Consider the following 24488-nt stretch of genomic DNA (forward strand, 5'->3'; position numbering starts at 1 on the left):
ATTTTAATTTTTCATCCTCAAATAAACATTATATACGTTTTCGGCTAAAATCTCTATAGAAAAGTTGTTTTTTGCAAATTTTTGTAAATCTGACCCTATCTTTGTCAGTTCACCGGATTCCTTCAGTTCCAAAGCATGAATGATGGCTTCCGCAAGTTTGCCGACATTTCCTATTTCCGTAACCCAGCCCTTGCTCGGATCGGGGATCAATTCCTTCACACCGCCGACATCACTAGTGATGGCAGGAAGACTTGACCTTGCCCCTTCAAGTAAAACGAGCGGAAAGCTCTCGCTCAAGGAAGTGAGCAATGTGACGTCCGCCATCGGATAGATTCTTTCCACATCTGCCCGATGCCCCAAAAAGATGACATTATCGGATAATCCGGTATCCACGACGACACGTTCCAGAGTCTTCCTCCTGCTGCCATCCCCTACAAGCAAAAGTTTTACAAGTGGTGACTTAGAAACCACAGCACGCAACGCCTCCAAGGCAAATTCATGGCCTTTTACAGGTTCAAGCCTTGCAGGCATGATGATGATGAAGTCATCTTCGCCAAAACCGAACTCCCTTCTTTGAAAGGGTGTCGGCAGTTTTTTTTCGAAGTCGATCCCATTTAGGATCTTGGTGATCTTTGTCGGATCGATTCCTTGATCGATCAGGTCAAGTCTAAAGCGGTCGGAAACCGCCAATACATGATCGGCATATTGAAATGACCTTACATGCAGGCCAGTAAACAGTTTTCCCTTTAAACCCTGGCCCAAAAAGTCATGATGGGGCGCACTGTGAACCGTGAGGAGCCAAGGTCGTTTTATGAGGCGCTTCAAAAAAGCACCGTATATATTGGCCCGCGGACCATGGGTATGGATGAGGTCTATATCATTTAGACGGATAAAGTCCCGTAAACGTTTCAAAATGGAAAAATCATATTTGGAATGCTGAAGGAAAAGTTCGGTTTTTATCCCTGCAGTCACCGACCGCCGGTATAGTTCCCCTTCTTCAAACACCCCAAGCATGCACTCCTCTTTTTTCAATTGGCCCAATAAGGACATGATATGGAACATGCCGCCTCCAGTTTCGTTACCAGCATTTAAATGCAAGACCTTCATCCAGTCCACTCCTTATGTTCAGGAACGCTGCACCTTTTTCCTTAAACGCTTTACTTTGAAAACGAACCTTGGCAGTGCAAGCATCCGTTTCCACCGAGAAGGTTGTTGGATCAGCCGGTACAACCATTCAAGACGCATCTTTTGCCAAAAAACCGGGGCACGGTTCACTTTACCTGCAAGGACATCGAAGCTTCCGCCCACCCCCATGAAGACTCCCTTTTTAAATAAGGGATAGTGCTTTGACACCCATTTCTCCTGCCGAGGAAAGCCCAATGCAGTCAAAATGATGTCAGGTTCAAGTTCCGCTATGGACATAGCCAAGCTTGCGTCCTTTATATCAATATAACCATGGTGGTATCCAACTAAATCAATTCCTGGGTATTGCCGTTTCACTTTAAGGGCGGCTGCTTCGATCACATCTTCTTCCGCCCCAAGCAAATATATTTTCAAAGCCTTGCGATCAGCGACTTGGAATAGTTCATTCATCAAATCGAATCCCGTAATCCGCTCTTGCAAAGGTTGATTTAGCCATTTGGAGGCCATAATAATACCAACACCATCCGGCGTGATGTAATCAGCCGATAAAATGATGTCCTTATAATCCTGATGGTCATTGGCATATTCAACGATTTCCGGGTTTGCTGTAACGACAAACGTTTTATCCTGGTTCATTATTCTTGGATAGATGATCTTATTCACAAATTCATCCATATTGCTATCGATGAATGGAATCGAGAGGATCTCTACAAACTTTTCAGTCATTTCACTTCAGCCTTTCATATGTACTATACATCCAAAGGGTGGGGTATTATTCAAGAAATTTTTTCATACACATCATAGAACCTGATTTTTGATACAAAGGTGGTTACTCATTTGAAGCTTCTCGAAAAACATGCCTTACCCATCCTTGTACTTTGCCTGCTCGTGCCAACGGCAATTCCTCACCCGATCATCGGCTATGTAGCGACGGCATTGATGCTCGTTTTCATCGGTATAAATAAAAAAAGTCTATTATGCCTTCTATTCATTTACTTCCCTGCCCGGCCCTTATTCATGGAATTGAATGGCGGACTAACTTATTCAGGTGACCTGATCATACTAACCTTATTCGTTTCATTGCTTATGGAAAGATTCAAAAATAACGATTGGTCGTTTTCCAAGTATCATTTCACCATACCCTTTTGGCTCTTTTGTTTAGTGGGTGCATTAGCTGCACTCGTAACGGGTGTCGGGTTCCTGCCCATCCTCTTTGAACTAAGGGCCTTGCTTATAACATTCTTGCTTCTTTACATTATCGGCGAATTAAATCTAGAAAGAAAGGATATCTTTCACTTTTTGAAGGCAACCCTAGTATTTACCATCATCCTTTGCCTTCATGGACTGGTCGAGAAAATTTTCTCGCGAACGATCCTCCTTCCGCACGCATGGGAAATGTGGAATCTCTCTTCAGCCAATCGAATGAGGATTTATGGAGCTGCAGCCAACCCTAATGTTTTCGCCACATACTTAAGCATTCAGCTGTTTCTTAGTTTCTTCCTGTTTCGGTCACTGAAAAAATACAACATTCTCGTCTTCCTGGCATCTATCTTGCTTTCCGGGACACTATTGCTCACCTATTCTCGGGGTACGATGATTGCCTTCGGATTGGCGGCGCTCGTCTTCGTAATATGGACGAGAAATAAATCGTTTCTTATATATGGATTAGGGGCCTTCGGGTTCGGCCTGCTTCTCATTTACTACCCGGTTTTGTTCGCTTCAAGCAAAGTGGAGCTATCCGCAGCCGTCCCGATGGATAACCTGGTGATAGGGAGCACGACTGCTTCCGATCATGACCAGGCCCTCTCCAGCCGTTTTTCGGAAATTTTTTCTGATAAAATTCTGCACCAAAGTACAGAGTGGGGACGCTTATATGTCGTTTTCAAAGGAATCGAAATCTTCATGGATCACCCGATCATCGGTACGGGGCTAGCCACCTTCGGGGATTCAGCCACACTGGCCTACCCTTCACCGCTTTATGAAAAATATCAAGTCGGGGAAAGGATGTATACCGATAATCAATACATTCAGATCCTGGTTCAAACAGGCGTGCTTGGTTTTCTTGCCATTTTTGCGTTCATCATTTTTGCCTGCCGTAAAATCTTGAGATCGGGGAAGGGCACTTTTGCCATTTTCATTGCCTGTCTCCTGCTGGAAGGCCTATTGGCAGGACTTTTTTACAATATCCTCGAGGATAAGACGTTTACCGTGTTTTTTTATAGTTGCTTAGGATTCATTTTACAAAAGGACATCATTTTAAAGGATTGAAAATATGCCTACTCGCTCATATTTACTTAAATCGGTCGGGCTCGTCACCATTATCACAGCAGTTGGAAAAGTTCTCGGCTTCGGCCGGGAATCGATCATAGCCGCCTATTTCGGGGCGTCATCAACGGCAGATGTTTTTTTCGTGGCAAGCCTCATTCCCACCATTCTGTTCACGGCTCTCGGCAGCGGCCTTCAGGCTGGCGTCATCCCCCTTTATTTGGAAAAGAAAGCGGAAAATCCGTTGAAGGCAGATGATTTCATCAGTTTATTAGGTTCCTTCTTCATGCTGGTCGCAGCAGTCATGACGATGGCCTGTGTGATTTTCACCAAGCCGATCGTGATGCTGGTTGCCCCCGGCTTCTCGGATGCCGAGCTTGAACTAACGGAATCACTGACCCGGATCATGCTGCCTAGTTTACTTTTTTTTACGCTATCCTACATGGCGACGGGCGTCCTCAATGCGAATAAGCGTTTCATTCTGCCTGCGCTTACTTCCACTGCCCAAAACACGGTCATCATACTGGCTACCGTAATGTTTGCCTCACCTCTTGGGGTGGAAGGTTTGGCCTGGGGCTTTGTACTCGGGGCGGCCAGCCAATTCCTTATTCAATATCCATCATTGAAAAGATACAACATCCGGCCCATCATCTCTTTCCTGGCTCACGGACGGCAGATCGTTCAAACGCTGTACACCTTTTATCCGATCATCATCGCAGCTTTGGCCATCCAGTTGAATAGCGTCGTGGACCGGATCATTGCCACCTCACTCGAAACTGGAAGTGTATCGGCGCTGAATTATGCGAACCGGCTGTTATGGCTGCCTTTAAGCATTGTCCTCACGCCGCTGATCACCGTCTTGTATCCTTCCATCGTAGAGCGGGCCCTTATTAGCTACAATTCTTTCCTGGGGTTGACCTTAAGAGGGGTAAAGTCGCTTGTTTTTTTAGCGATTCCTTTCATGATCGTCATGTTGATCAGCGGAAACAGCTTGATCACTCTTGCCTTTCAACGCGGGGCCTTTGATGCTTCGGCTACTGAAACGACAAATACGGCTTTTTTCTTTTATTCAGCCGCCCTCCCTTTCTTCGCACTTAGGGATTATTTAATGAACGCTTTCTACGCTTTGAAAAAAACAAAAGTGGCCATGTATTCCTGCTTGTTTGCCGTATTCCTTAACGTCCTGCTCAGCTGGCTGCTATCACGGCATCTCGGTGTCGGCGGAATCGCCATAGCTTCAGGGATTTCCATGCTCCTTCAATCTCTGTACCTATTTTGCTTCTTATGGCACAAGGGAGATAGGCGGACGGATGCCGCTTCATTCAGGGATGCCTTGTCCGAAGTTGGCAAACTGAGCATCATCGGCACCAGCATTTACGGATTTGTTCTCTGGCTTCACCCGATTGCCTTGACGTTCCCCATCATTGTGGAGCTCGTGTTTGTCTCGGTATTGGTATTCGGTCTGTATCTCGCATTATCGATGGTTTTTAAAGTGAGCGGCCTGCAGGCATTGAGCAGGTTCAAATCGAAGTGAAAGGAAATGGAGTGTCCATTATGAATATATTGATTACAACGATATTCGACTACCCTCACGAAGGGGGGCTATCGAGCCATATTACGACATTGAAAAAAGGACTGATTTCCAGGGGCCATACTGTAGATGTCTTATCTTTCTCCCAGTTACCCCCGCTCAAGAAAAAAATGCTCGCCCAGGCACCAGGTTTTTTATTGAATAAAATGAAGCAAGGAAGCGGTCAGCTTTTCAATGACAAGCAGCGCCAAAAAATATTGGCAGGATCGATAAAAAGCTTGAATAAGCACTATGATGTCATTAATGCACAAGACATATTCGCCACGCTCGCCTCCATTGAATCCGGGATTCCAACCGTACAAACCGTCCATGGGTATTATTCATTCGAGGCAGTCAGCAGAGGGGCCCTCCTGCCGGATAGTGAAGAAGATCTGACCATTCGGGAGCTTGAAAGAAAAGCTTATCGATCCGCTGCAAAAGTCGTGACGGTCGATCAGCGAATCAAAGACTATATACATCATTTGGCACATATCGAGGCGGAAACGATCAAAAATTTCATTGACGTGACAGCCTTTAAGCCGGAAAGTGCGAAACGGGAGCAAACCCGACAAGCCTTCCAGATCCCCCTACATAAAAAGATGCTATTCGTGCCTAGGAGGATGACAGAAAAGAACGGTGTCATTTATCCGCTTTTGGCACTGCCTGAGGTGCTAGAAACCTACGAGGATACAGTATTGGTCTATGCCGGTACAGGAGAGCAGCTCACCCGGCTCAAGGAAACGGCAGCAAGACTCAAACTAACCGATTCCGTTCTATTCATCGGGTCTGTGCCATTCGAGAATATGCATAATCTCTATGAAGCGTCAGATATCGTCCTCATCCCAAGCGTACACTCGCATGGGGTGGAAGAAGCGACCTCCATTTCTGCATTGGAAGCGATGAGCTGCCGCTCACCCGTCATTGCCAGTGCGATAGGGGGGCTGAAGGAAATCATTGTTGACGGTGAGGACGGCATTCTTGTAGAAGAGAAGAATACGAAGGCACTTGCCCAATCGGTCTTGACAGTGCTGCATGACCCTCAATTTGCTTCCGCGTTAGCCTCGAAGGCACGATTAAAGATGGAAAGCGAATACTCGCACCTCTCCGCAGCCAAACGATTCGAGATCGCTTACAATGAAGTGCTTTAAATAAAAAAACAAGCAGTCCCAAAAAAATTCGGGCTGCTTGTCCATTTCATACGAGCTGTGAACTGCGTCTTTTCATTTGTTCTTCTCGGTATTTTTTCTGTTCATTTTTAGACATGGCATTATATTCCTTCAAGAATGCTTCATATTTCGGCATGACTTCATCCATGGGACCATATGCTTTTAACTCTCCATATTCAAGCCATAAGGCCTTTTGGCAAAATTTCTTCATCTGACCGATTGAATGGCTGACAAAGAACATCGTTTTGCCTTTTTCCTTGAATTCATTCATTTTCTCCAAGCACTTTTCAGCAAAGTTTTTATCTCCTACCGATAAGGCCTCATCAATGATCAGGATCTCAGGGTCTATATGCACGGATACGGAAAAACCAAGCCTAGATTTCATACCGCTGGAGTAAGATTTCACCGGCTGGTCAATGAACTTCCCTAGCTCTGAAAACTCGATGATTTCAGGCTCGAGTTCCTTGATCCGATGCTTATCGAATCCAAGCATCAGCATTTTCAGCTCAATGTTTTCCCTGCCCGTTAACTGATTATTCAGACCCGAGGCAACGGCGATCAAAGCTGTCTTCCCGTTTGTTTTGACATTTCCGTCAGTAGGCGGGATAATGCCTGCAATGATATTGGACAAAGTTGATTTCCCGGAGCCATTCACCCCGACGAATCCGATAACATCGCCCTTTTCCGCTTCAAAACTTACATTTCTCAGGGCAAAATACTCTTCGCCATAGCTTTTAGGCAAGAGGAGATCGAGTAATTTTTCCGAGTTTTTATTATATAATTTATACTTTTTCGTTACATCTTTTACTATTACCGATTTTTCCAACTTTTCTCACTTCCAGTTTACTTAAAGTCAACAAAGCGATCTCTAAATCTAACATGCAGCGAAGAACCTATCATAAACAAAATGATAACGACTGCCCAGAAATAAAGCGTATATTCCCAATGCTCGATCAGATACCATGATTCCCCTAACAACGAAGCTCGATACCCATCCACGATATAATAGAGCGGATTCAGCTTCATGATATTAAGTATGATAGGGTGCTCCTTGGCATCCAACACCCAAAGGATTGGCGTTAAATAAAACAAGACTTTCATTAAGGACGCGATTAGATTATGAACGTCACGAATGATGGTTGATACTGTTGAGGTAATTAAACCAAATGAAAATAACAGCGCAACCGTCGCAGCAACGTAATACGGCAGTTGTATGATATAAACTGTAGGGAGGTATCCAGTGAATCCTAATAGGATGATGACGACCCCGAGCAGCATGAGATGCTGATACAGTTTGGCAAAGATGACATATGAAGGAATGACACTCATCGGAAAACTCATCTTGGATACCATATTAAGTCGGGAATAGATGGATTTGGACGTTTGGGTTGTTGCTGGATTCACAAAAAACCAAACAACGATCCCTGCCATCAGCCACGGAAGGAAATTGTCTCCGCGATTTAAGATGATGAACCCGAATACAAACCAATAAATCGAAATCTGGATCATCGGATTGATGATTTCCCATAAGACCCCTAAATAGTTATTACTATTGGCACTTTTCACCTCATAGACAGATAAGCGTCTTACCAAATAAAAATTGTTGATTTGCTCTTTTAAAACGGTCAAAGCTGAACTCATATATTACACAGACCTTCCTAAAAACACTTTTTCTACGACACGGCGTGAAGCCTGGCCATCCTCGAGGGCACAATACCGTTCGTGAAAATGATTGATATCATTCGTATTTTCAAATTTAATCTTCTTGATACTATCGATGACCGCATCGGATGTTTTTACTAAAGAACCAGGTGCATTTCTTTCGAAATCAAAGTAAAACCCGCGCAGCTTGTCCCTATAGTTTTCGATATCATATACAAAGAAAAGCATTGGACGGTGCAGATTTGCGTAATCGAAGAATACGGATGAATAGTCCGTTATCAATAAATCGGAAATCAGATACAAATGACCGATATCTTCGTAACTGGATAAATCGTAGGCGAACCCTTGATACGCCGATAAATCCATGTTCTCGGAAACCAAATAATGAAGTCGGAGCAAAATGACATACTCGTCCCCCAATTCCCGTTGCATTCGATTCAGATCCAGTTTTATTTCAAACTTATATTTACCCCTATCATAAAACTCATCGTCCCTCCAAGTAGGTGCATATAACAAGATTTTTTTCTCTAAGGGTATGCCCAACTTCTGTTTCAATGAGTCGATTGTATCACGATTATTCCCATTGTAAAGTAAATCATTACGCGGATAACCAGTTTCCAGAATTTTAGAAGGATCGACATTGAAAGCACGGGCGAATATTTCGGTTGAATAAGCGTTCGGTGAAATTAAATAATCCCATTTACTTGATTCGGCATGGAAGTTTTCTTTATATTTTTCCGACGTCGTCCCCGGCATATGAACTTCCTCCATATCTGCCGCAAGCTTCTTCAGTGGCGTCCCGTGCCACGTTTGCAAATAGATCGTATGCCTCGGCTTCGGAATCCAAAGCGGCAGCCTGCTGTTCGTTACCCAATAGCGGGCTCTGGTCATCTTAAGCAGCCAACTCAATGAAAAACGATGAAGATATGGAATGCCAGCCTCATCAAAATGAGCTTTATACCTTTTATCGACGCTCCAATACATTTTATATTCAGGATGGTGACTCTGCAAGTATTCATATATCGCCCGTGGATTACAGCTGTACTGCTTGCCCAAAAAGCTCTCGAAAATGACGAGCTTTCGGTCTACCGGCAATATCGTACCCGCCAATGCAAAAAACAGTTTATAGGCACTCGTGAGCAGGCCTTTCGCTTTCGAAACTATTGATGCCACATGTTTCCCCTCCAAAAAAAGAACCGACTGTTAAACAGCCGGCATATTTATAATGAAACTGAATGTGCAGGCTAATCAGCAGGATTGCCCTTTTCAAACACTTCATTCACAACGCGTTTAGATGATTCCCCACATTCCAAATAACAAAACTTCTCGTAGAACTCTTCAAACCGTTCACTTAACTTGAAATCGCTCCTTGAGATATTATTAACCTCTTCAATGAGTCCTTCCGTAGTTTGGGTCAAAAGTCCCGGAGCCTTCTCTTCAAAATCAAAATAGAAGCCCCTTAAGTTATCACGGTAGTCCTCTATATCATACGTAAAGAAAATCATAGGTCTTCTCAAGTTTGCATAATCGAAGAAAACGGAAGAATAATCCGTTACCAATATATCCGAAATCAAATACAACTCGCGTATATCCTCTAAATGAGAGAAATCATAAGCAAAGCCTTCAAATCCGGAAAGATCCATGTTCTGTGCAACTAAATAATGCATGCGCATGATCACAATGTAAGAATCTCCAAGTTCTTCCTGCATTCGCTTTAAATCCAGCTCCAAGTTGAATTTATACTTCCCTTTCCTGAAAAACTGATTATCTCTCCATGTCGGTGCATACAAGATGATTTTTTTATCAAGGGGAATATTGAATTTTCCTTTAAGCTCATTTATCTTTTCTTCATTGTTAAATCTATACAAAAAATCGTTACGGGGGTATCCTGACTCGATCATCTTCCTATCGAATTGGAATGCCCTTTGAAAAATCTTGGTCGAATACGCATTGGGCGAAACCAGGTAATCCCAGTTGCTTGCTTCCTTCAGGAAGTTCGTTTTATATTTATGTGTACTTGTTCCCGGCATGTGAACTTCATCCATATCCATTGCAAGACGCTTAAGGGGCGTTCCGTGCCAAGTTTGAATATAAATTGTATGTTTAGGCTTCGGAATCCATAATGGAAACCTTACGTTGTTAATCCAGTATTTTGCCCTCGTCATCATTAATAACCACCGGATGGAAAAACGCCTGACATATTCAACGTCTTTTTGAGAAAAATACTTAGTTGAAGCGCGATCGACACTCCATACCAATTTATACTCCGGATTATTCACTTTCATGTATTCATATATGGCTCTGGGACTATCGCTATATTGCTTGCCATGGTAGCTTTCGAATACGACCAATTTTTTATGGACTGGAATGAACAAGCTAACGGCTGCAAACGCGGATTTATACCACCTTTTCAATCGATTGCTTCTTCGTGTCTTTACCCATTTGCTTTTTGCCTTTTTAATGATCTGCGCTTTATAGTTATATTTATTTGCCGATAAAGAAAGGAACTTCGATAATTTGGTAGCTTTTAGTATCAATTGTATCATTTTATCATTAATTTTTATAATTCTATGTTCAGGCAGACCCTTCAGATTAACGCATTTCATCCGGACGCTTCTTAGTTCTTCCATTTTCCCATCCTTCTTATAGTGCATAACGATATGGAACATGAAATACTTCGGTTGCTCTACATCCATCTCGGAGCGCAGGTCGACATCACCTTGAAATCCAATATGCTCATGAAGCTTGATTCCAGGGAATGCTTCAAGGAGGTCCTTTCGGTCAAGAGATGTTAAAGGGAAGGTCATTTCATCATCATTTATATTATTCCTGACAAGCAGTTCAACTTTTTCGAATTGAATTTCATCTGTTTGAAATAGTGGGGGGTAATTAAAATGCCCTTTGAAGCCAAGCATTCCATCCTTTCGAAGCTCAATATCTTCAATGAAGGAAAACAATTTATAATCATTTGCAAAAAAGGATAGGTTCCCTTTTTTAGTCGCCAATGGATAAAACATTTTCTTTCGTTCCTCATGCAGGATGGAAAAGAAATTAAGTTGGCGATCGTTACTTTTTATCCTTGATTTGACAGGTTGGCCTTCAATCTGGCGAACGATGTGCAAGTCCCACATTTCACCATCCACAAGGCGTTCCTGCTGGGAATCATAAGGCAGCTTCACTTCAAATAATATATAATCATTCATTTTGTTCTTCACATAAAAATCCAAACGAATTTCATCATCAACATTATATCGATTCGTTAATATAAACGAGGAATCTTCCAACCCCTCAAGAAAACTTTGTTTCATGGCAATTTCTATATAATAAACATCTTCTTTAAGGCGGACATTCATCACTGTTCGATTCTTTAAAATATAATTCTCCATTTTGAAGTAATTCCCCTCTCGGCTGCAGACATGATATGTGCTTCAAATAAGAATATTATAGGATTACAAACATCTGATTTCAAACTTACTTTTACCTAAATTCATTCATTTTATTAATGAGGAAATAAATTTCCCCCTGAAGTTGCTGCATCCAAAATCCTTGTCTCGAATAATAAAGGAAACCTAAACAAGTCTAGCAAAAAAAACATATCCGGTCTATTTGACTAGCACTTTTTAACATAAATGAAATATACTATCTCTTTTAAGAAATAAGATATATGTTATACTTGAATTCCAGCTACCCGTTCTTGATTGACAAATCAATGATCACATCGAATTTACACAGAAATGTAAAAAATATGTGATTCTTTTGTAAAGTTCATGCGATATAATTGATTGGTCCAAGCCAAATATCAAGCATATTCTTTTCACTGTTCGTTGCTTCGTGACGACTGTGAAAAAATTATTTTAATATAAGCAGGAGGAATAAAAATGAAGAAAGTAATCACTTATGGTACCTTTGATTTGCTTCATTGGGGTCATATCAATCTATTGAAGCGCGCAAAAGATTTAGGAGATTATCTTATCGTTGCCATTTCCACGGATGAATTTAATGCTTTAAAAGATAAAAAAGCTTATCATAGCTTTGAAAATAGAAAAATGATACTTGAATCGATCCGCTATGTGGACGAAGTCATACCTGAAAACAAATGGGCTCAAAAGAAGGAAGATATCCTTCGTGAAGGTGTAGATATCTTTGTAATGGGAGATGACTGGAAAGGTAAATTCGATGAATTGGCTGAAGTTTGTGAAGTGGTCTACCTTCCAAGAACAATCGGCATTTCGACCTCCCAAATTAAAGATGACCTTCTGCAAGTTACCAATGGCTAAAGAATTCGCTATAGCGATATATCTTTTTTGCTTCAAGGTTTCATTCGCTATCTTTAAGCTTTTTCCTTTACATGACAAAACGACCTTCGTCACATCATTTGGGGATAATTGCCAATATATTGCGGATGAAATGGACAAGCAGAACATTCCTGCCCAGAAAGTGTTTCTAATGAAACCAGGCAGTCTTATACATGTGAAGGACGGTGGGAAATCCATCGTCCTTCCGTTTGAATCAAAAAATATCATGGCCCTGCTTCAATCGATTTACCATCTCGCTACATCGAAATGGATCATCATTGATAATTATTTTGGCTTTCTTTCTGCCATATCATTCAAAAAGCAAGTTAAATGTGTACAAGTTTGGCATGCAGCAGGTGCCGTTAAACAATTCGGTGCAAAAGATCCTTCCATTCAAAACCGTTCCGCCGGTGCAAGGAAAAGATTTTTAGATGTATATGACAAGTTCGATTATGTTACGGCAGGCTCAGAGAGAATGGCAGAAATTTATCAAGAAAGTTTTCAGTTAGAGGCATCCCGCATAGTGAAGACCGGGATTCCCCGAACCGATTTCTTTTTTGATATTGAAGCAAAAAATTCGGCACGCAGTGCGTTTCTAGCTAATTTTCCGGAACTGGAGCATAAGAAAATCATTTTATATGCCCCTACTTTTCGTAATGACGGATTGAATGATGGAGAGATTGCACTCGATTTGGAATTACTGTCTAAGGAACTGCAAGACGAAAATTATGCACTATTGCTTAAACTGCATCCAGCTGTTAAAGCAGATCATGATTTGCAGCGCAAATTCCCTGGCTTCGTTTATTCCGTCACTAGTGATACTCATATCAATCGGCTGCTGGTTAGCACCGACCTTTTAATAACCGATTACTCTTCCATTCCGTTTGAATTCTCGTTTTTAAACAGACCGATGATATTCTATGCGTACGATTTAGCTGCGTATGTACAGGAGCGGGGCTTTTGGGAGGATTACACCTCATCCATGCCAGGGCCAGTTGTATCCACTACGAAAGAGCTTGTGAAGGAAATCCGTGCCGCCGAGCACTCCATAAAGAAAATCGCTCCCTTTAACCAAAAATGGAATCAATACTCGACTGGAAGCTCAAGTCGGAATGTAGTTGACTTTCTCTTTAAATAAATTCATTCACCCACTTCATAATTTGAAGTGGGTCACTTTGGGTTCGAATCTTAAATTCCGGACCCCTTGTGAATTTCTCTTCGAATGTCCGCTACAATTTTATGAAATCAGCGCTCTACGGACCCCCTTTATAAAATTACCCGGTGGAAAAGGCTTCTTTCCGTGGTTTTCATGAAATATTGTGGGAATTTTTCACTGTCAATTAACAAGTAAATCAGTGGTATTTTAACAGCGTATGACAAGATTCGTTGACCTGAGTAAAAACATGAAAAAAGACTCACAATATAGAAAATATTGTTGGTTTAATCAACAAAATCAAACCAATATAAACCAGTATAATACTACTATTTTCCTCTTGTAACAAAAATGTAATATGTTTCCGCCCATTTATTTTGATAGAATAGGGAAAAAGACATATTAGAGGTGGAAAATCTTGAAAAAAAGTGTAGTCGCATTTTCGACAATTGCCATTTTATCTTCAACCTTTGTTTCTCCTGCCCTTGCCAGTACATATACGGTCAAAAGCGGCGATACCTTAAGCAAAATTGCACAGAAGCATAATACGACGGTACAAGACTTAAAACAGCTTAATCATCTAAAAACCGACTTCTTGAAAATCAATCAAAAATTATTGACATCAAACTCCAAAACAACATCAAACAATTCTTCGGTTTCCATGAAAAAAACAAAGAATACCACATATACCATTGTCTCTGGCGATACGTTAACCCGGATAGCGAACAAGCATAACCTGACACTAGCTGAATTGATGAAATTGAACAACCTTAAATCCGACAGAATTTATGCAGGCGCCAAACTTATCGTATCTAAATCATCTACAACCACTACCGTTGAATTACCCAACAGCTCCAAGCCATCCAATGATGCACAGACCCCAGTGAATTCGGCTACCTACACTGTGGTGAAAGGTGACACTCTCTCAGGAATTTCCAGAAAGACCAATGTATCAGTAGCGCAGCTTAAAGCGGCCAATTCGTTAAACTCGGACTTAATCAGAGTGGGGCAAAAACTAAAATTAAGCAAAACATCCGGTTCTGCCACTCCAAGTACAAATGATGACAAGGTGGAGGCACCAAGCTCAGGCAGCAAAGTTACCAAGCTCGTTTCCGAAGCGAAAAAATTGATTGGAACACCTTATTCGTGGGCTGGCGCCTCACCATCGGGATTCGATTGCAGCGGTTTCATTTACTATACATTCAAGAAGGCCGGATATGAAGTCTCCAGGCTTTCATCTTCCACATACTATGATATGGGCAAAAGTGTTAGTTCACCAAAAAGCGGTGATCTTATCTTCTTTGCAACCGGTTCAAATAAACACGTAGTTAGCCATATGGGCATCTACTTGGGTGGAGGTCAGTTCATCCACGCCTCGTCAAGCAAGGGCGTAACAATCACTTCTACTTCAAACTCTTATTTCCAGAGCAGGATCATTGGTTATAAAAGTTTATAACTTGCCATGTCCAGGCTTGCACTTATGGCCTGGACATTTTCATGTCAAAACGACACATCCCCATTCCTTAGAATAAAAAAACGGCGGCGAAGGGATCAGTTACTGACATCCTTCGTTTTTTTGATTGAAAATAGGTAAAATTGAACTCTACCTACAAAAACATACTATTCTATTTTCACCAGAAAAAAGGTATAGTTAGTACTGGGTACTTTTTCATGCCCTCCACTATAGCAGGATGGTTCAGGGAGGAATATAGATGAGATCTGAACGTAAATTAAAGAAAAAGAAACGCAAAACGCGTAAAATAATCGGCTTTACCTTACTTATCCTTTTCATAGGCGCAGGTGTTTATGCCGCGTCCGTTTATCAATCCCTGGCAGGCGCAATTCAAACGATGCAGGGCACGGAGCATAAAACGGATAAGCGTGTAGATGATATCAAGTTCAAAAGCAAAGATCCATTCTCCGTGCTTATCCTTGGTGTGGATGAAAGGAAAAATGACAAAGGTCGATCAGATACGATGATTGTCATGACAGTCAATCCTAAACAGGAATCCATTGAATTATTGAGTTTGCCAAGAGACACACGTACAGAAATCATCGGTAAAGGCACGAATGATAAAATGAATCATGCCTATGCATTCGGCGGAGTTTCCATGTCGATTAACACAGTCGAAGCGTATCTCGACATTCCGATCGATTATTACGTCAAAATGAACATGGAAGGTTTCCAAGATATCGTCAATGCTGTCGGCGGTGTCACCGTCGATAATGATATGGACCTTGCTTACAAAGGCTATAACTTCAAAAAAGGGACCATTGATTTGAATGGGAAAGAGGCCTTGATTTATTCCCGTATCCGTAAGGAAGATCCTCGCGGTGATTATGGACGCCAAATGCGGCAACGCCAGGTTATCCAAGCTGTCATGAAAAAGGGTTCAAGCCTTTCGACACTCACCAATTATGATGATATCTTCAAAGCATTAGGGAAAAACGTTGAAACCAATTTAACCTTCAACGAAATGCTCAGCATCCAGAATAACTATAAATCTTCACTGAAGAATATTGAACAATATACACTTCAAGGTGACAATCAACGAGTGAATGGCATCTTTTACAACATTGTCCCCGACGATAAAAAACTTGAGGCCCAAAACCGGATCAAAACACATTTGGGATTATAACCTGAAGAGGATGGAGATCCATCCTCCCATACCTCAGAGCAAAAGGGTTACGGAATGGTCTCATACCGTAACCCTTTTGGTTTTTTGTTGGTCTACCCTTCCTTGATTGGAGAGCGGCAAGTCCTTTCGGAATTTTCATTGGCGAGACTCTTGCGGGATATACGCTCCAGTGTAGATTCGGAACGAAAAGGCTCCCCTACCGCCTTTGCATAGAGTGCCTGCAGCGGAATGGAAAGGTCCAAGTTTCCCTACTAAATTATTTGAAAAGTCATTAATCATCTAGTGTTTTCAATCCCCGATTGATTAAAATAGTCGGTAAGGATTACTTGATCACTCAGATCGATCTCCTTTTGATCTTTTGGTGAAAATTCTTCTACCTTGCCTTCTGCATTTATTTTCATTTGGGAGCCATAATCCCCTTTCAATATCAAGGCACCTCCCGCCTCACCATTCAGCATGCTTTCGCCAAAGTATGTAGAGCTCTTAATATCAAATAAATCATAAAGCGTCGGTAAAATATCGACCTGACCCGCTACCTTTTCAATCGTTTTTCCTTCCATATCCTGCTGATACACGATGACCGGGATAGGCATATACTTTTCGATCCACTCCTCATCACTAATCTTATGCCCATAGTACCCTTCTACCTCATGCTTATCTTTTAAAAATAGCCCATCATGATCACCGTATATCACGATCACACTATCTTTCAGTTTGCCTGCATCCTTCAACTTACTAATGAATCCGCCGATGGCCGAATCCGTATAATGCATCGCCTCGAAATATTTAGTCAGGTAGCTTTCTTCCTTTCCCTCCTCAGGTTTCAATGTTATTCTTTCCTTCGGCAGCGAAAAAGGTACATGACTTGTCAATGTTACAAAAAAGGCATAATAAGGACCTTGTTTATCTTTTAAGATCTTATAGCTTTGATTGAAGAAGCTGCGGTCTCCCAACCCCATCGATATCATCTCATCTTGCTGCATATCCTCTATCGAAAAATAGTCGGAAAACCCCAATGAAGGATACGCATGCTGGCGATTCCAAAAGTCCTCCTCGTCCCCATGGAAGGCAAAGCTTTGATAATCCGTCTTTTTTAATTCTTTAGCAAGACCAGGAAAGGCATTATAAGGGAACCGAAAAAAAGTAGCGCCTTGCTTCAAAGGATATAAACCGGTATTCGCGATCAGCTCGCCATCAGACGAATTCCCGAATACTGTCTGAGGATATACATGCGGAAAATACAATCCGCCTTTGGCAAGCTCATTCATGAAGGGTGTGACTTCCTGGCCTCCACTCTTCTGAAATAGCGTAAAGGCCTGTAATGACTCCACTTGGATAAGAATGAGATTCTTTCCTTTCAACGAGCCTGACAAATCATGAACAAGCTTTGCTTTATTATTGAAGTAATCGGAAACGGCTTTTTTATCATTCGCTGACATCACCTTCTTGCCTGAGTCAGAAAAAAAGGAATATGTATCCAATGCATGATGCCCAATCGGACCCCAGTTGCGCAAAAATGTATTCGCCTCATAGCGCCGGGTTATATCGACCTTATCGATGAAAATATTTTTTATTGGCTTAAGTCCCGCGACCATCAGGAATAGCAGTGCCGGTATTAAAGCCATGTGCTTGAGGGGGTATTTTTTCTTCATGAAAGACTCTGCGATGGGAATGCCCACGAGGAGGAAGATGGCATCCTTCAAGTCCATCATGCTGAATATACTTTCACCCAACCCATTCAGGTTGCTTTTTTGCATCCACAAATAAGAATTCATGGGTGTCGCGTAATAACGATAAAACCAAATATCGGCCATGAAAAAGGACATGATCGAAAGGAGGAACAGTGAAAAAACCACGCCTTTCACGATCCTGCTCACTATCCACTCCTTCAAATAAACAATAAAGCCTGATATGCCTATGATGATTGTGAGGATCCCGATAGAGAGATGATTGCCCATATTGGCATTCGTATAAATGAAAAGCATGGTCACGATTGATACCGACAAAACTTCGAATAGCCGCTCCTTCAATCGCTTGTTTAGGTTATCCTTCATGCTCCTGCCACTTTCCTCTTCATGATTTCCAGGGTGAAGCCTGGTTACGGAAGATTCTTATAAATATTACTTAGCGTTGCCATTTATGAGATATTGCAGCCGGAATGGCACAAAAAAAGCCTCCATCGAAGGATGAAGGCCATAAATCCTTGAATTTCACAGTCGTTTTTCCCTACACTTACTTCCATCCAAATGCAATCTGCCATTCCTCATCAGGGATCGATTCTGCTAAAATATCCCCTGCCTCGAATAAAAAACGCCATACTATACTTGAAAGTGCAGGTATCTCACCGAGCGATGAAAGGTCAAAAGCTTTTTTTGCCCATACACATCCATTTTCATCCACGATCATTATATCCACGATTTCAAACCGGATCGCTTTCTCCAATGAATTTCTTATAAATGCGACGATGATCACATCTTCCTCTTCCCTAGTAAGCTTCACCCCGGAAATCGAAATTTGATTGGGCTTTAACGCTGGCAGCTTTTGATGGTGGAACCTATAGACATACTCCTCTTGCTTCGTAATGTCGCAATCTCCATGGAACATTAAGGAAGTTCGAACAAATTCAGCCTGAACGTCATGTTCATTCGAAGCTGCAATGGCATTCCTCCCATTAATCCCTTTATCCCTTTTCCCAAAGAAACTCATCATTCATCACTCTCCATAGCACCATCATCCTCCTGGTTGCTCTTCATGAATTCCAGGAAATGCACACTGATTTCCGATTCAATTTTATTCAACAGAAGGTTAAATCGACTAAGCGCTTCTCGTTCAAACAACATATACGGATCCTGTTGCCCATATCCGCTTAAACCAATCCCTTCCTTAACACCATTCATTTCGTCTAAATGATTCATCCAGTTCGAATCAATATGATGCAGGATGAAAGCACGTACCTGATCATCCCAGTCTGGATCATCTTGATAAATGTCCAGCACCGGTTTCAATTCGGCTAACGCACCCATCGCTTTGGCTTCAACCAGCTGGACATCGCCATTGCGAAAATCACTTTCCTGCCAGTCCAAGGAAGGAAGAACAAAGGAAAGCTCTTCAATTAAGGCGGATGGCCCAGATGCATCCGTATTCTCCTGATCATATTTCAAAGTGAGCCTGCGAATGTACTTTTCGATATATTCCAATAAAATTGCATGCAGCCGTTCCGTCTTCAAATCAAGAATCTCATCTCTCATCGCATAAATGATTTCACTTTGCTCATTCAGGGCACGCTCCAGCTTGAATGAATGGTTTCGGCTTGATTGATGCTGCTGCTCAACCGTTTCCTGCACCTTCCTCACGAACTTATCGGGGGCAGGACCAACCACCAGTCCTGTTTCATCCGTTTTGATTTTCTTTAAGTATCGATCCATTTCTTCTCGATCGTAGTAATTAAACAACGCATCTTCCAAAGAAATGATGAATTGCGAGGTGCCTGGATCGCCCTGTCGCCCGGCACGACCCCTTAGCTGCATATCAACCCGATTGCTTTCATGCCGCTCCGTACCGATGATATGAAGACCGCCCAGATTCCTCACGGCTTCATCCAATATGATATCTGTCCCTCTACCAGCCATGTTCGTAGCCAGCATCACCTCGTTTTTCCGCCCGGCCTTGGCGATGATTTCAGCTTCATCACGTTCCGTCTTTGCATGAAGGATCTGATGCTTGATTTTCACCCGCCCTAAATGAACCGATATTTTTTCAGATTGCTCGATAGAGGTCGTTCCGATCAGAATCGGTCTTCCCGTTTCATGAATTCGTTTTACAGCCTTGACGATTTGATTGATTTTTCCGATTTCATCCCGATAAATCAAATCCCGCTCATCCGAGCGAATGATGGGGTTATTGGCGGGAATTTCAATCACGGGAAGCTGATAGATTTCCCGGAATTCCGCCTTCGATGGCAGGGCGCTGCCTGTCATGCCAGACATTGAATCATATAAACGAAAATAATTTTGGATGGTGATCGAAGCCTGCGTTTCATTCTCTGCGGAAATCTCCAGACCCTCTTTTGCCTCTATGGCTTGATGAAGACCATCGCTGAAGCTTCGTCCCTCCATGACCCTGCCCGTGAACTTATCGATCAATGAAATGTGACCATCCATGATAATATAGTCTACATCCCGTTTCATGATCACATAGGCTTTAAGTGCCTGAGATACATTGTGTAATAACTCCTGATGCTCCAGGTCATACAGATTGTCGATGCCAAAGGCTCCTTCAATTTTGGAAGCACCTTGATCCGTAAATGAGGCAGAACCCGATTCAATCGAGACTTCATAATCGGCGTCTTCTATAAAGGTTTTCATGATTTGTGCCGTGATTTCATAAAGCGCAGCCCCTTCACTAGACTTACCCGCAATGATCAAGGGTGTCCGTGCTTCATCAATCAAGATGCTGTCAATCTCATCGACAAGAGCAAAGCTATGCCCTCTTTGCACCTTTTCCTCTCTCCTGAAAACCATATGATCACGCAAATAATCGAAACCGAACTCGGTTGCCGTTCCATAAGTGATATCTGCCGCATATGCTGCACGCTTTTCGGCGGCGTTCAAGCCGGAAATGTTCAAGCCAACAGATAGTCCTAAATATTCATGAATTTGTCCCATCAGCTCTTTATCGCGCCTTGCCAGGTACTCATTGGCCGTTATGATATGAACACCCTTTCCTCGCAAAGCATGTAAGTAGCTGGGTAAAGTTGCGACAAGTGTCTTCCCCTCTCCCGTATTCATCTGGGCAATGGCACCCTCATTCAGGACAAAGGCGCCCATCAGCTGAACATCATAGGGCCTTAGCTTCAACACCCGTTTAGAAGCCTCCCGAACGACCGCGAAAGCCTCGATTTGAAGTTCCCTTAAATTTTTACCAGCATTCAATTCATTTGTGAATCTTTCCTTCATTCTCCTTAACTCTTGATCTGAGCATCTTTCAAATTCACCCTCCAGCCGATTCACTGCACCTACCCATTTATCTATTCGCTTTAAGTCTTTGGAGCTTTCTTTAAAGAACTTTTTCATACCCGATAGCATATGGTCCCCTCTTCTACGATTTCAATTGAACTCTACTGAAAGTATATCAGTTATTTATTTACTGTTTATAAAAAAATTACCTACACATTGTAATCAATAGTAAATCTTTTTTCATATTTTGCCGCTTGCTCCAATATCGTCTCCATGCCGTGAATCCAGTCTTTTTTTTAAGCAAAAAATATTATTCGATTTTCAAAAGTAATATAACATTTCTTCATCACTTCAATGGCAAGTTAATGAATGAATACCCACTCATATTGATTTTTCATTTTCAAATCCGACTAAAGGAGCGTTTATTAGACAAATGAAACATTATTCTTTAATACTTTCTTACTAATTATCAGGATAAATCTTAAAAAAATTTGTAACATTGAAGGAGGATTTAGCAAATCCAGTCAGAATATACTGTGTTATGAATTGGAGCGGGACATTTCCCACCCCATTTCATAATCATCAAGTATGTAGGGGGTAATGTATGAAAGGTTCAGGGTTACAGTTTAGCGGCTCCACAAATAAGGCTGGTTGGATCATCGCCATACTAGCAGTCTTATTCATTCCATTCATTTACGCAGCAATCATTCTAACTGCAAAGTGGGGTCCGTACGATCATTTGTCTAATTTGCCGGTTGCCGTAGTCAATAAGGATGCAGGTAGTACGCTGGGAGATAAACCGGTTAATGTCGGTAAAGATTTAGTAGCGGAGCTAAGGAAAAGTGATACCCTTGGCTGGGATTTTGTCGATGATAAAAAGGCAAAGAAAGGGCTTGAGAATACAGACTATTATATGGTCATCGAAATTCCGGAAAACTTCTCTCAGAATGTAACGACGGTCTTAGACGAAAATCCTGTTAAACCTGAATTAACATACATTCAGAACGAAGGGCTGCATTACATGGCGGCTCAAGTCACCAAAAGCGCCACTGAACGCATTCGTGAGAATCTGTCGAATAAAGTGACGGCCAGTTATACGACCGCCCTTCTCTCACAAATGGCCGGAATTGAAAACGGTTTCAACGACGGAGCTGGTGGCTCACAAAAAATCAATGACGGAGCTGGGAAACTAAAAACCGGAACGGCCCAAATCCTCGAATCGTTGCAGCAAAAAGCTCCTGATATCGAAAAGCTGGCAGGGGGTGCAGCCCAATTAAAAGTCGGAACCGGAACCATGTACAGCTCATTGGCCGGTAAGCAAGCGGATATCGGTAAATTGGCGGATGGCGCTAACCAAGTCGATACCGGTATGCAGCAGGTAAACGGCGGCGCCCGGAAATTAAATGCAGGTGCCCAAAAATTGAATGTAGGCATGACCGAATTGAATTCCGGTGCCCAAAGGCTCACCGGCGGCATTGTTCAAGCCAATACGGGAGCCCAAAAGCTTAGTGGCGGGGCCAGCCAGGTGGATGATGGCGCACATGCCGTATATGCAGGGGCAAGGAAGTTAACCGGAGGCGTCAATCAAGTCAATGATGGCGCTCAAAACCTAAAGGATGGAGCAGGCTCCCTTTATACCGGGGCAAAGGAATTATCCGGGGGTGCCAATAAAGTGAATGATGGTGCACAACAGGTGAATGATGGTGCCGGCTCCCTTTCTGCTGGTGCTAAGGAATTATCCGGTGGCGCCAATAAAGTGAACGATGGTGCTCAAGAGTTAAACTTGGGCACGAAGGGTTTAGTCATTGGCGTAAAGGATTTGAATGGAGGAGCAAAGCAAGTATTGGATGGCCTCGTTAAGGTTGAAGCGGGCAGCAACGGATTGAAGTCCGGTTTATCACAACTGGAAGCTGGCAGTAGCAATGCTGCCAAAGGAGCGGCTGCCGTAAATGCAGCAGTTGGCCAGTTGGCCCCGGGTTCAAAGGATGTAGTGCAAGGTATCAAAAAGCTTGGAGAACAAGTTCCAGGCCTTAAAGACAGCCCTGAATATCAGCAGTTAGTAGCTGGAAGTGAAATGGTCGCGGGAGGTTTAAGCGATTTGGCTGGCCAAACCCCAACCTTGGCTGGGGGAACGGACCAAATTTCACAGGGATTGAAAGGCGCTTTAGAGGGCTCCACTGATTTAGAGGCAGGACTGAATGGGTTGCTGGAAGGACAAAAAAAGGTATATGGAGGAACCCAAGATGTCGTCCAAGGGGCAAACCAACTATCCGCTGGTGCCGAAAAGGTTGCCGATGGGACAAGCCGTGTAGCATCAGGTAATGAGGAATTGGCTGATAATTCAGGTACTTTGGCCAAAGGTACGAAAGCTGTGGCCGATGGAACGAATTCAGTAGCTTCAGGAAATAAGAAATTGGCTGATGGTTCAGGCGCGGTGGCAAACGGCTCGAGAGCACTTGCCGATGGCACCCGTTCAGTAGCTGAAGGAAGTGAAGCCTTGACTGCTGGCTCAAGCGCGGTGGCAGACGGTACCCGTTCGGTGGCTGATGGCAATAAAGCATTGGCTGAAGGCACGAGCACACTGGCTGATGGCTCGGTTGCACTTGCCGATGGCATCCGGTCAGCAGCTTCCGGAAGTAACGAACTAGCAAATGGTTCAGGCAAACTGGCTGACGGGACTGGTGAGCTTACAGCCGGAACCGGAGCCGTAGCTGCCGGTAACCAAACCGTAAAGGCTGGCTGGAATCAGTTAACAGCCGGTGCATATAAATTGAATGAAGGGATGATCCAGGTAAGTGACGGTACGAACACCGTAAAAGCTGGTTGGGGCCCTTTAGCTAATGGTGTCCAACGAGTCGATGGCGGGTTGGGTGCAATCAAAGATGGCAGCAAGGAGCTGGCGGCTGGACTTTCAGGCGGCGCCGGTAAATTGAGTAACATCCATGCGAATGAGCAAAATATCGCCATGTTCGCCGCACCTGTCCAATTGAGCGGGGAGGCCATCCATGCATTCCCTAAATATCGCTATGCTAATGCGCCATATATCCTTTCATTAGCGCTATTTGTAGGTGTTTTGGTCATGGCATGTCTTTTCGACTTACAAAAGCCTGCCATTACAGAAGTCTCGGGCTTCAGATGGTATGCCAATAAGCTAGGAACGATGGCGGTGTTTGCCGCGGCACAGGCGCTAATCGCCTCCATTTTCGCTTCCTTTTATTTGAAATCAACGTTAACGAATGGCATCCTGCTGGTTTTATTCGCGATATTCGTCAGCTTAACCTTCCTGGCGATCGTGTTTTTCCTAGTCGTACTGGCAGGTAATATAGGCAGATTCATTGCATTTGCATTCCTAGTTTTACAACTATCCACAACTGGTTCAAGCTTGCCTGTTCAGATGCTTCCTGAAAACCTGGAAAGAATGAGTCATTTTCTTCCGCTTACGCATTCAATCAATGGCTTTAAATCAATGATAACCTTAAACAATCATGAATTATTTTGGTCAAGTGTAAGCGTTCTTGGCGCCTTCCTTCTCGTGTTTATCCTTCTTTCGCTAACAGCGATCTGGTTCAAGACAAGGCGCACATCGCAACAAGCACATGTGGAAGCATGACGCCCATCCCCTCCTGAATATCAGGAGGGG

The 24488-nt window shown here is 42.9% G+C and carries 16 protein-coding genes and 1 pseudogene; 8 read left to right on the top strand and 9 right to left on the bottom strand.

Features of this window, described 5'->3' with window-relative positions:
* Positions 1-3: 3 nt before the first annotated feature.
* Entirely contained in the window at positions 4-1107 is a 1104-nt protein-coding gene (locus tag ABE28_RS22515; RefSeq protein ID WP_064467169.1) for a glycosyltransferase family 4 protein, read from the bottom strand.
* 18 nt (positions 1108-1125) lie between these two features.
* The gene (locus ABE28_RS22520; protein WP_064467168.1) at positions 1126-1869 is read right to left on the bottom strand and encodes a WecB/TagA/CpsF family glycosyltransferase; all 744 of its coding nucleotides are present in this window, start codon (positions 1867-1869) and stop codon (positions 1126-1128) included.
* A 111-nt stretch (positions 1870-1980) separates the two neighbouring features.
* Here ABE28_RS22520 and ABE28_RS22525 point away from each other — a divergent pair, with 111 nt between their 5' ends.
* From ABE28_RS22525 to ABE28_RS22535, 3 genes are read left to right on the top strand one after another with little or no spacing between them, the layout of a single operon-like run.
* On the top strand, positions 1981-3411 hold the full coding sequence (locus ABE28_RS22525; protein WP_064467167.1) for an O-antigen ligase family protein: 1431 nt from the start codon (positions 1981-1983) through the stop codon (positions 3409-3411).
* 4 nt (positions 3412-3415) lie between these two features.
* Entirely contained in the window at positions 3416-4942 is a 1527-nt protein-coding gene (murJ, locus tag ABE28_RS22530; RefSeq protein WP_064467166.1) for a murein biosynthesis integral membrane protein MurJ, read from the top strand.
* Positions 4943-4962: 20 nt separating this feature from the next.
* Positions 4963-6126, top strand: coding sequence for a glycosyltransferase family 4 protein (locus tag ABE28_RS22535; protein WP_064467165.1), 1164 nt, complete (start codon positions 4963-4965; stop codon positions 6124-6126).
* 46 nt (positions 6127-6172) lie between these two features.
* Here ABE28_RS22535 and tagH read toward each other — a convergent pair whose 3' ends face one another.
* From tagH to ABE28_RS22555, 4 genes and pseudogenes are all read right to left on the bottom strand, one after another.
* Positions 6173-6970 carry a teichoic acids export ABC transporter ATP-binding subunit TagH gene (gene tagH, locus ABE28_RS22540; protein WP_064467164.1) on the bottom strand — a complete coding sequence of 266 codons (798 nt, stop codon included), beginning with the start codon at positions 6968-6970 and terminating at the stop codon, positions 6173-6175.
* A 17-nt stretch (positions 6971-6987) separates the two neighbouring features.
* On the bottom strand, positions 6988-7785 hold the full coding sequence (locus ABE28_RS22545) for an ABC transporter permease (RefSeq protein WP_064467163.1): 798 nt from the start codon (positions 7783-7785) through the stop codon (positions 6988-6990).
* 3 nt (positions 7786-7788) lie between these two features.
* Positions 7789-8997, bottom strand: a pseudogene (locus ABE28_RS22550) (CDP-glycerol glycerophosphotransferase family protein); the annotation flags it as partial.
* A gap of 53 nt (positions 8998-9050) precedes the next feature.
* Entirely contained in the window at positions 9051-11192 is a 2142-nt protein-coding gene (locus tag ABE28_RS22555; protein ID WP_064467161.1) for a CDP-glycerol glycerophosphotransferase family protein, read from the bottom strand.
* 492 nt (positions 11193-11684) lie between these two features.
* Between ABE28_RS22555 and tagD the strand changes: the two genes are divergently transcribed.
* From tagD to ABE28_RS22575, 4 genes are all read left to right on the top strand, one after another.
* A complete protein-coding gene (gene tagD / locus ABE28_RS22560) occupies positions 11685-12083 on the top strand; it encodes a glycerol-3-phosphate cytidylyltransferase (RefSeq protein ID WP_064467160.1) in 399 nt (132 codons plus the stop codon).
* Positions 12076-13239, top strand: coding sequence for a CDP-glycerol glycerophosphotransferase family protein (locus ABE28_RS22565; protein WP_064467159.1), 1164 nt, complete (start codon positions 12076-12078; stop codon positions 13237-13239). The genes tagD and ABE28_RS22565 overlap by 8 nt, the downstream gene beginning before the upstream one ends.
* Positions 13240-13672: 433 nt before the next feature.
* Positions 13673-14710: a C40 family peptidase gene (locus ABE28_RS22570; protein WP_064467158.1), complete on the top strand. Its 1038-nt coding sequence runs from the start codon at positions 13673-13675 to the stop codon at positions 14708-14710.
* A 256-nt stretch (positions 14711-14966) separates the two neighbouring features.
* The gene (locus ABE28_RS22575) at positions 14967-15893 is read left to right on the top strand and encodes an LCP family glycopolymer transferase (protein WP_064467157.1); all 927 of its coding nucleotides are present in this window, start codon (positions 14967-14969) and stop codon (positions 15891-15893) included.
* A gap of 275 nt (positions 15894-16168) precedes the next feature.
* Here ABE28_RS22575 and ABE28_RS22580 read toward each other — a convergent pair whose 3' ends face one another.
* The 3 genes from ABE28_RS22580 to secA form a co-directional block, all read right to left on the bottom strand.
* A complete protein-coding gene (locus ABE28_RS22580) occupies positions 16169-17947 on the bottom strand; it encodes an LTA synthase family protein (protein WP_064467156.1) in 1779 nt (592 codons plus the stop codon).
* 178 nt (positions 17948-18125) lie between these two features.
* Positions 18126-18602 carry an SLAP domain-containing protein gene (locus ABE28_RS22585; RefSeq protein ID WP_064467155.1) on the bottom strand — a complete coding sequence of 159 codons (477 nt, stop codon included), beginning with the start codon at positions 18600-18602 and terminating at the stop codon, positions 18126-18128.
* Positions 18599-20977 carry a preprotein translocase subunit SecA gene (secA, locus tag ABE28_RS22590; protein ID WP_064467154.1) on the bottom strand — a complete coding sequence of 793 codons (2379 nt, stop codon included), beginning with the start codon at positions 20975-20977 and terminating at the stop codon, positions 18599-18601. The genes ABE28_RS22585 and secA overlap by 4 nt, the downstream gene beginning before the upstream one ends.
* A 475-nt stretch (positions 20978-21452) precedes the next feature.
* On the opposite strand from secA, the gene ABE28_RS22595 reads away from it, so the two are divergent.
* Complete coding sequence (locus tag ABE28_RS22595) at positions 21453-24458, top strand: YhgE/Pip domain-containing protein (RefSeq protein WP_064467153.1); 3006 nt, start codon at positions 21453-21455, stop codon at positions 24456-24458.
* The last annotated feature ends 30 nt before the right edge of the window (positions 24459-24488 follow it).

The organism is Peribacillus muralis (assembly GCF_001645685.2).
Lineage (GTDB): Bacteria > Bacillota > Bacilli > Bacillales > DSM-1321 > Peribacillus > Peribacillus muralis_A.

Excerpts from the sequence above, each read along its gene's own strand:
- ABE28_RS22515 (WP_064467169.1), bottom strand. The coding sequence starts at position 1,107 with ATGAAGGTCTTGCATTTAAATGCTGGTAACGAAACTGGAGGCGGCATG.
- ABE28_RS22520 (WP_064467168.1), bottom strand. The coding sequence starts at position 1,869 with ATGACTGAAAAGTTTGTAGAGATCCTCTCGATTCCATTCATCGATAGC.
- murJ (WP_064467166.1), top strand. The coding sequence starts at position 3,416 with ATGCCTACTCGCTCATATTTACTTAAATCGGTCGGGCTCGTCACCATT.
- ABE28_RS22535 (WP_064467165.1), top strand. The coding sequence starts at position 4,963 with ATGAATATATTGATTACAACGATATTCGACTACCCTCACGAAGGGGGG.
- ABE28_RS22545 (WP_064467163.1), bottom strand. The coding sequence starts at position 7,785 with ATGAGTTCAGCTTTGACCGTTTTAAAAGAGCAAATCAACAATTTTTAT.
- ABE28_RS22555 (WP_064467161.1), bottom strand. The coding sequence starts at position 11,192 with ATGGAGAATTATATTTTAAAGAATCGAACAGTGATGAATGTCCGCCTT.
- tagD (WP_064467160.1), top strand. The coding sequence starts at position 11,685 with ATGAAGAAAGTAATCACTTATGGTACCTTTGATTTGCTTCATTGGGGT.
- ABE28_RS22565 (WP_064467159.1), top strand. The coding sequence starts at position 12,076 with ATGGCTAAAGAATTCGCTATAGCGATATATCTTTTTTGCTTCAAGGTT.
- ABE28_RS22575 (WP_064467157.1), top strand. The coding sequence starts at position 14,967 with ATGAGATCTGAACGTAAATTAAAGAAAAAGAAACGCAAAACGCGTAAA.
- ABE28_RS22580 (WP_064467156.1), bottom strand. The coding sequence starts at position 17,947 with ATGAAGGATAACCTAAACAAGCGATTGAAGGAGCGGCTATTCGAAGTT.
- ABE28_RS22585 (WP_064467155.1), bottom strand. The coding sequence starts at position 18,602 with ATGATGAGTTTCTTTGGGAAAAGGGATAAAGGGATTAATGGGAGGAAT.
- secA (WP_064467154.1), bottom strand. The coding sequence starts at position 20,977 with ATGCTATCGGGTATGAAAAAGTTCTTTAAAGAAAGCTCCAAAGACTTA.
- ABE28_RS22595 (WP_064467153.1), top strand. The coding sequence starts at position 21,453 with ATGAAAGGTTCAGGGTTACAGTTTAGCGGCTCCACAAATAAGGCTGGT.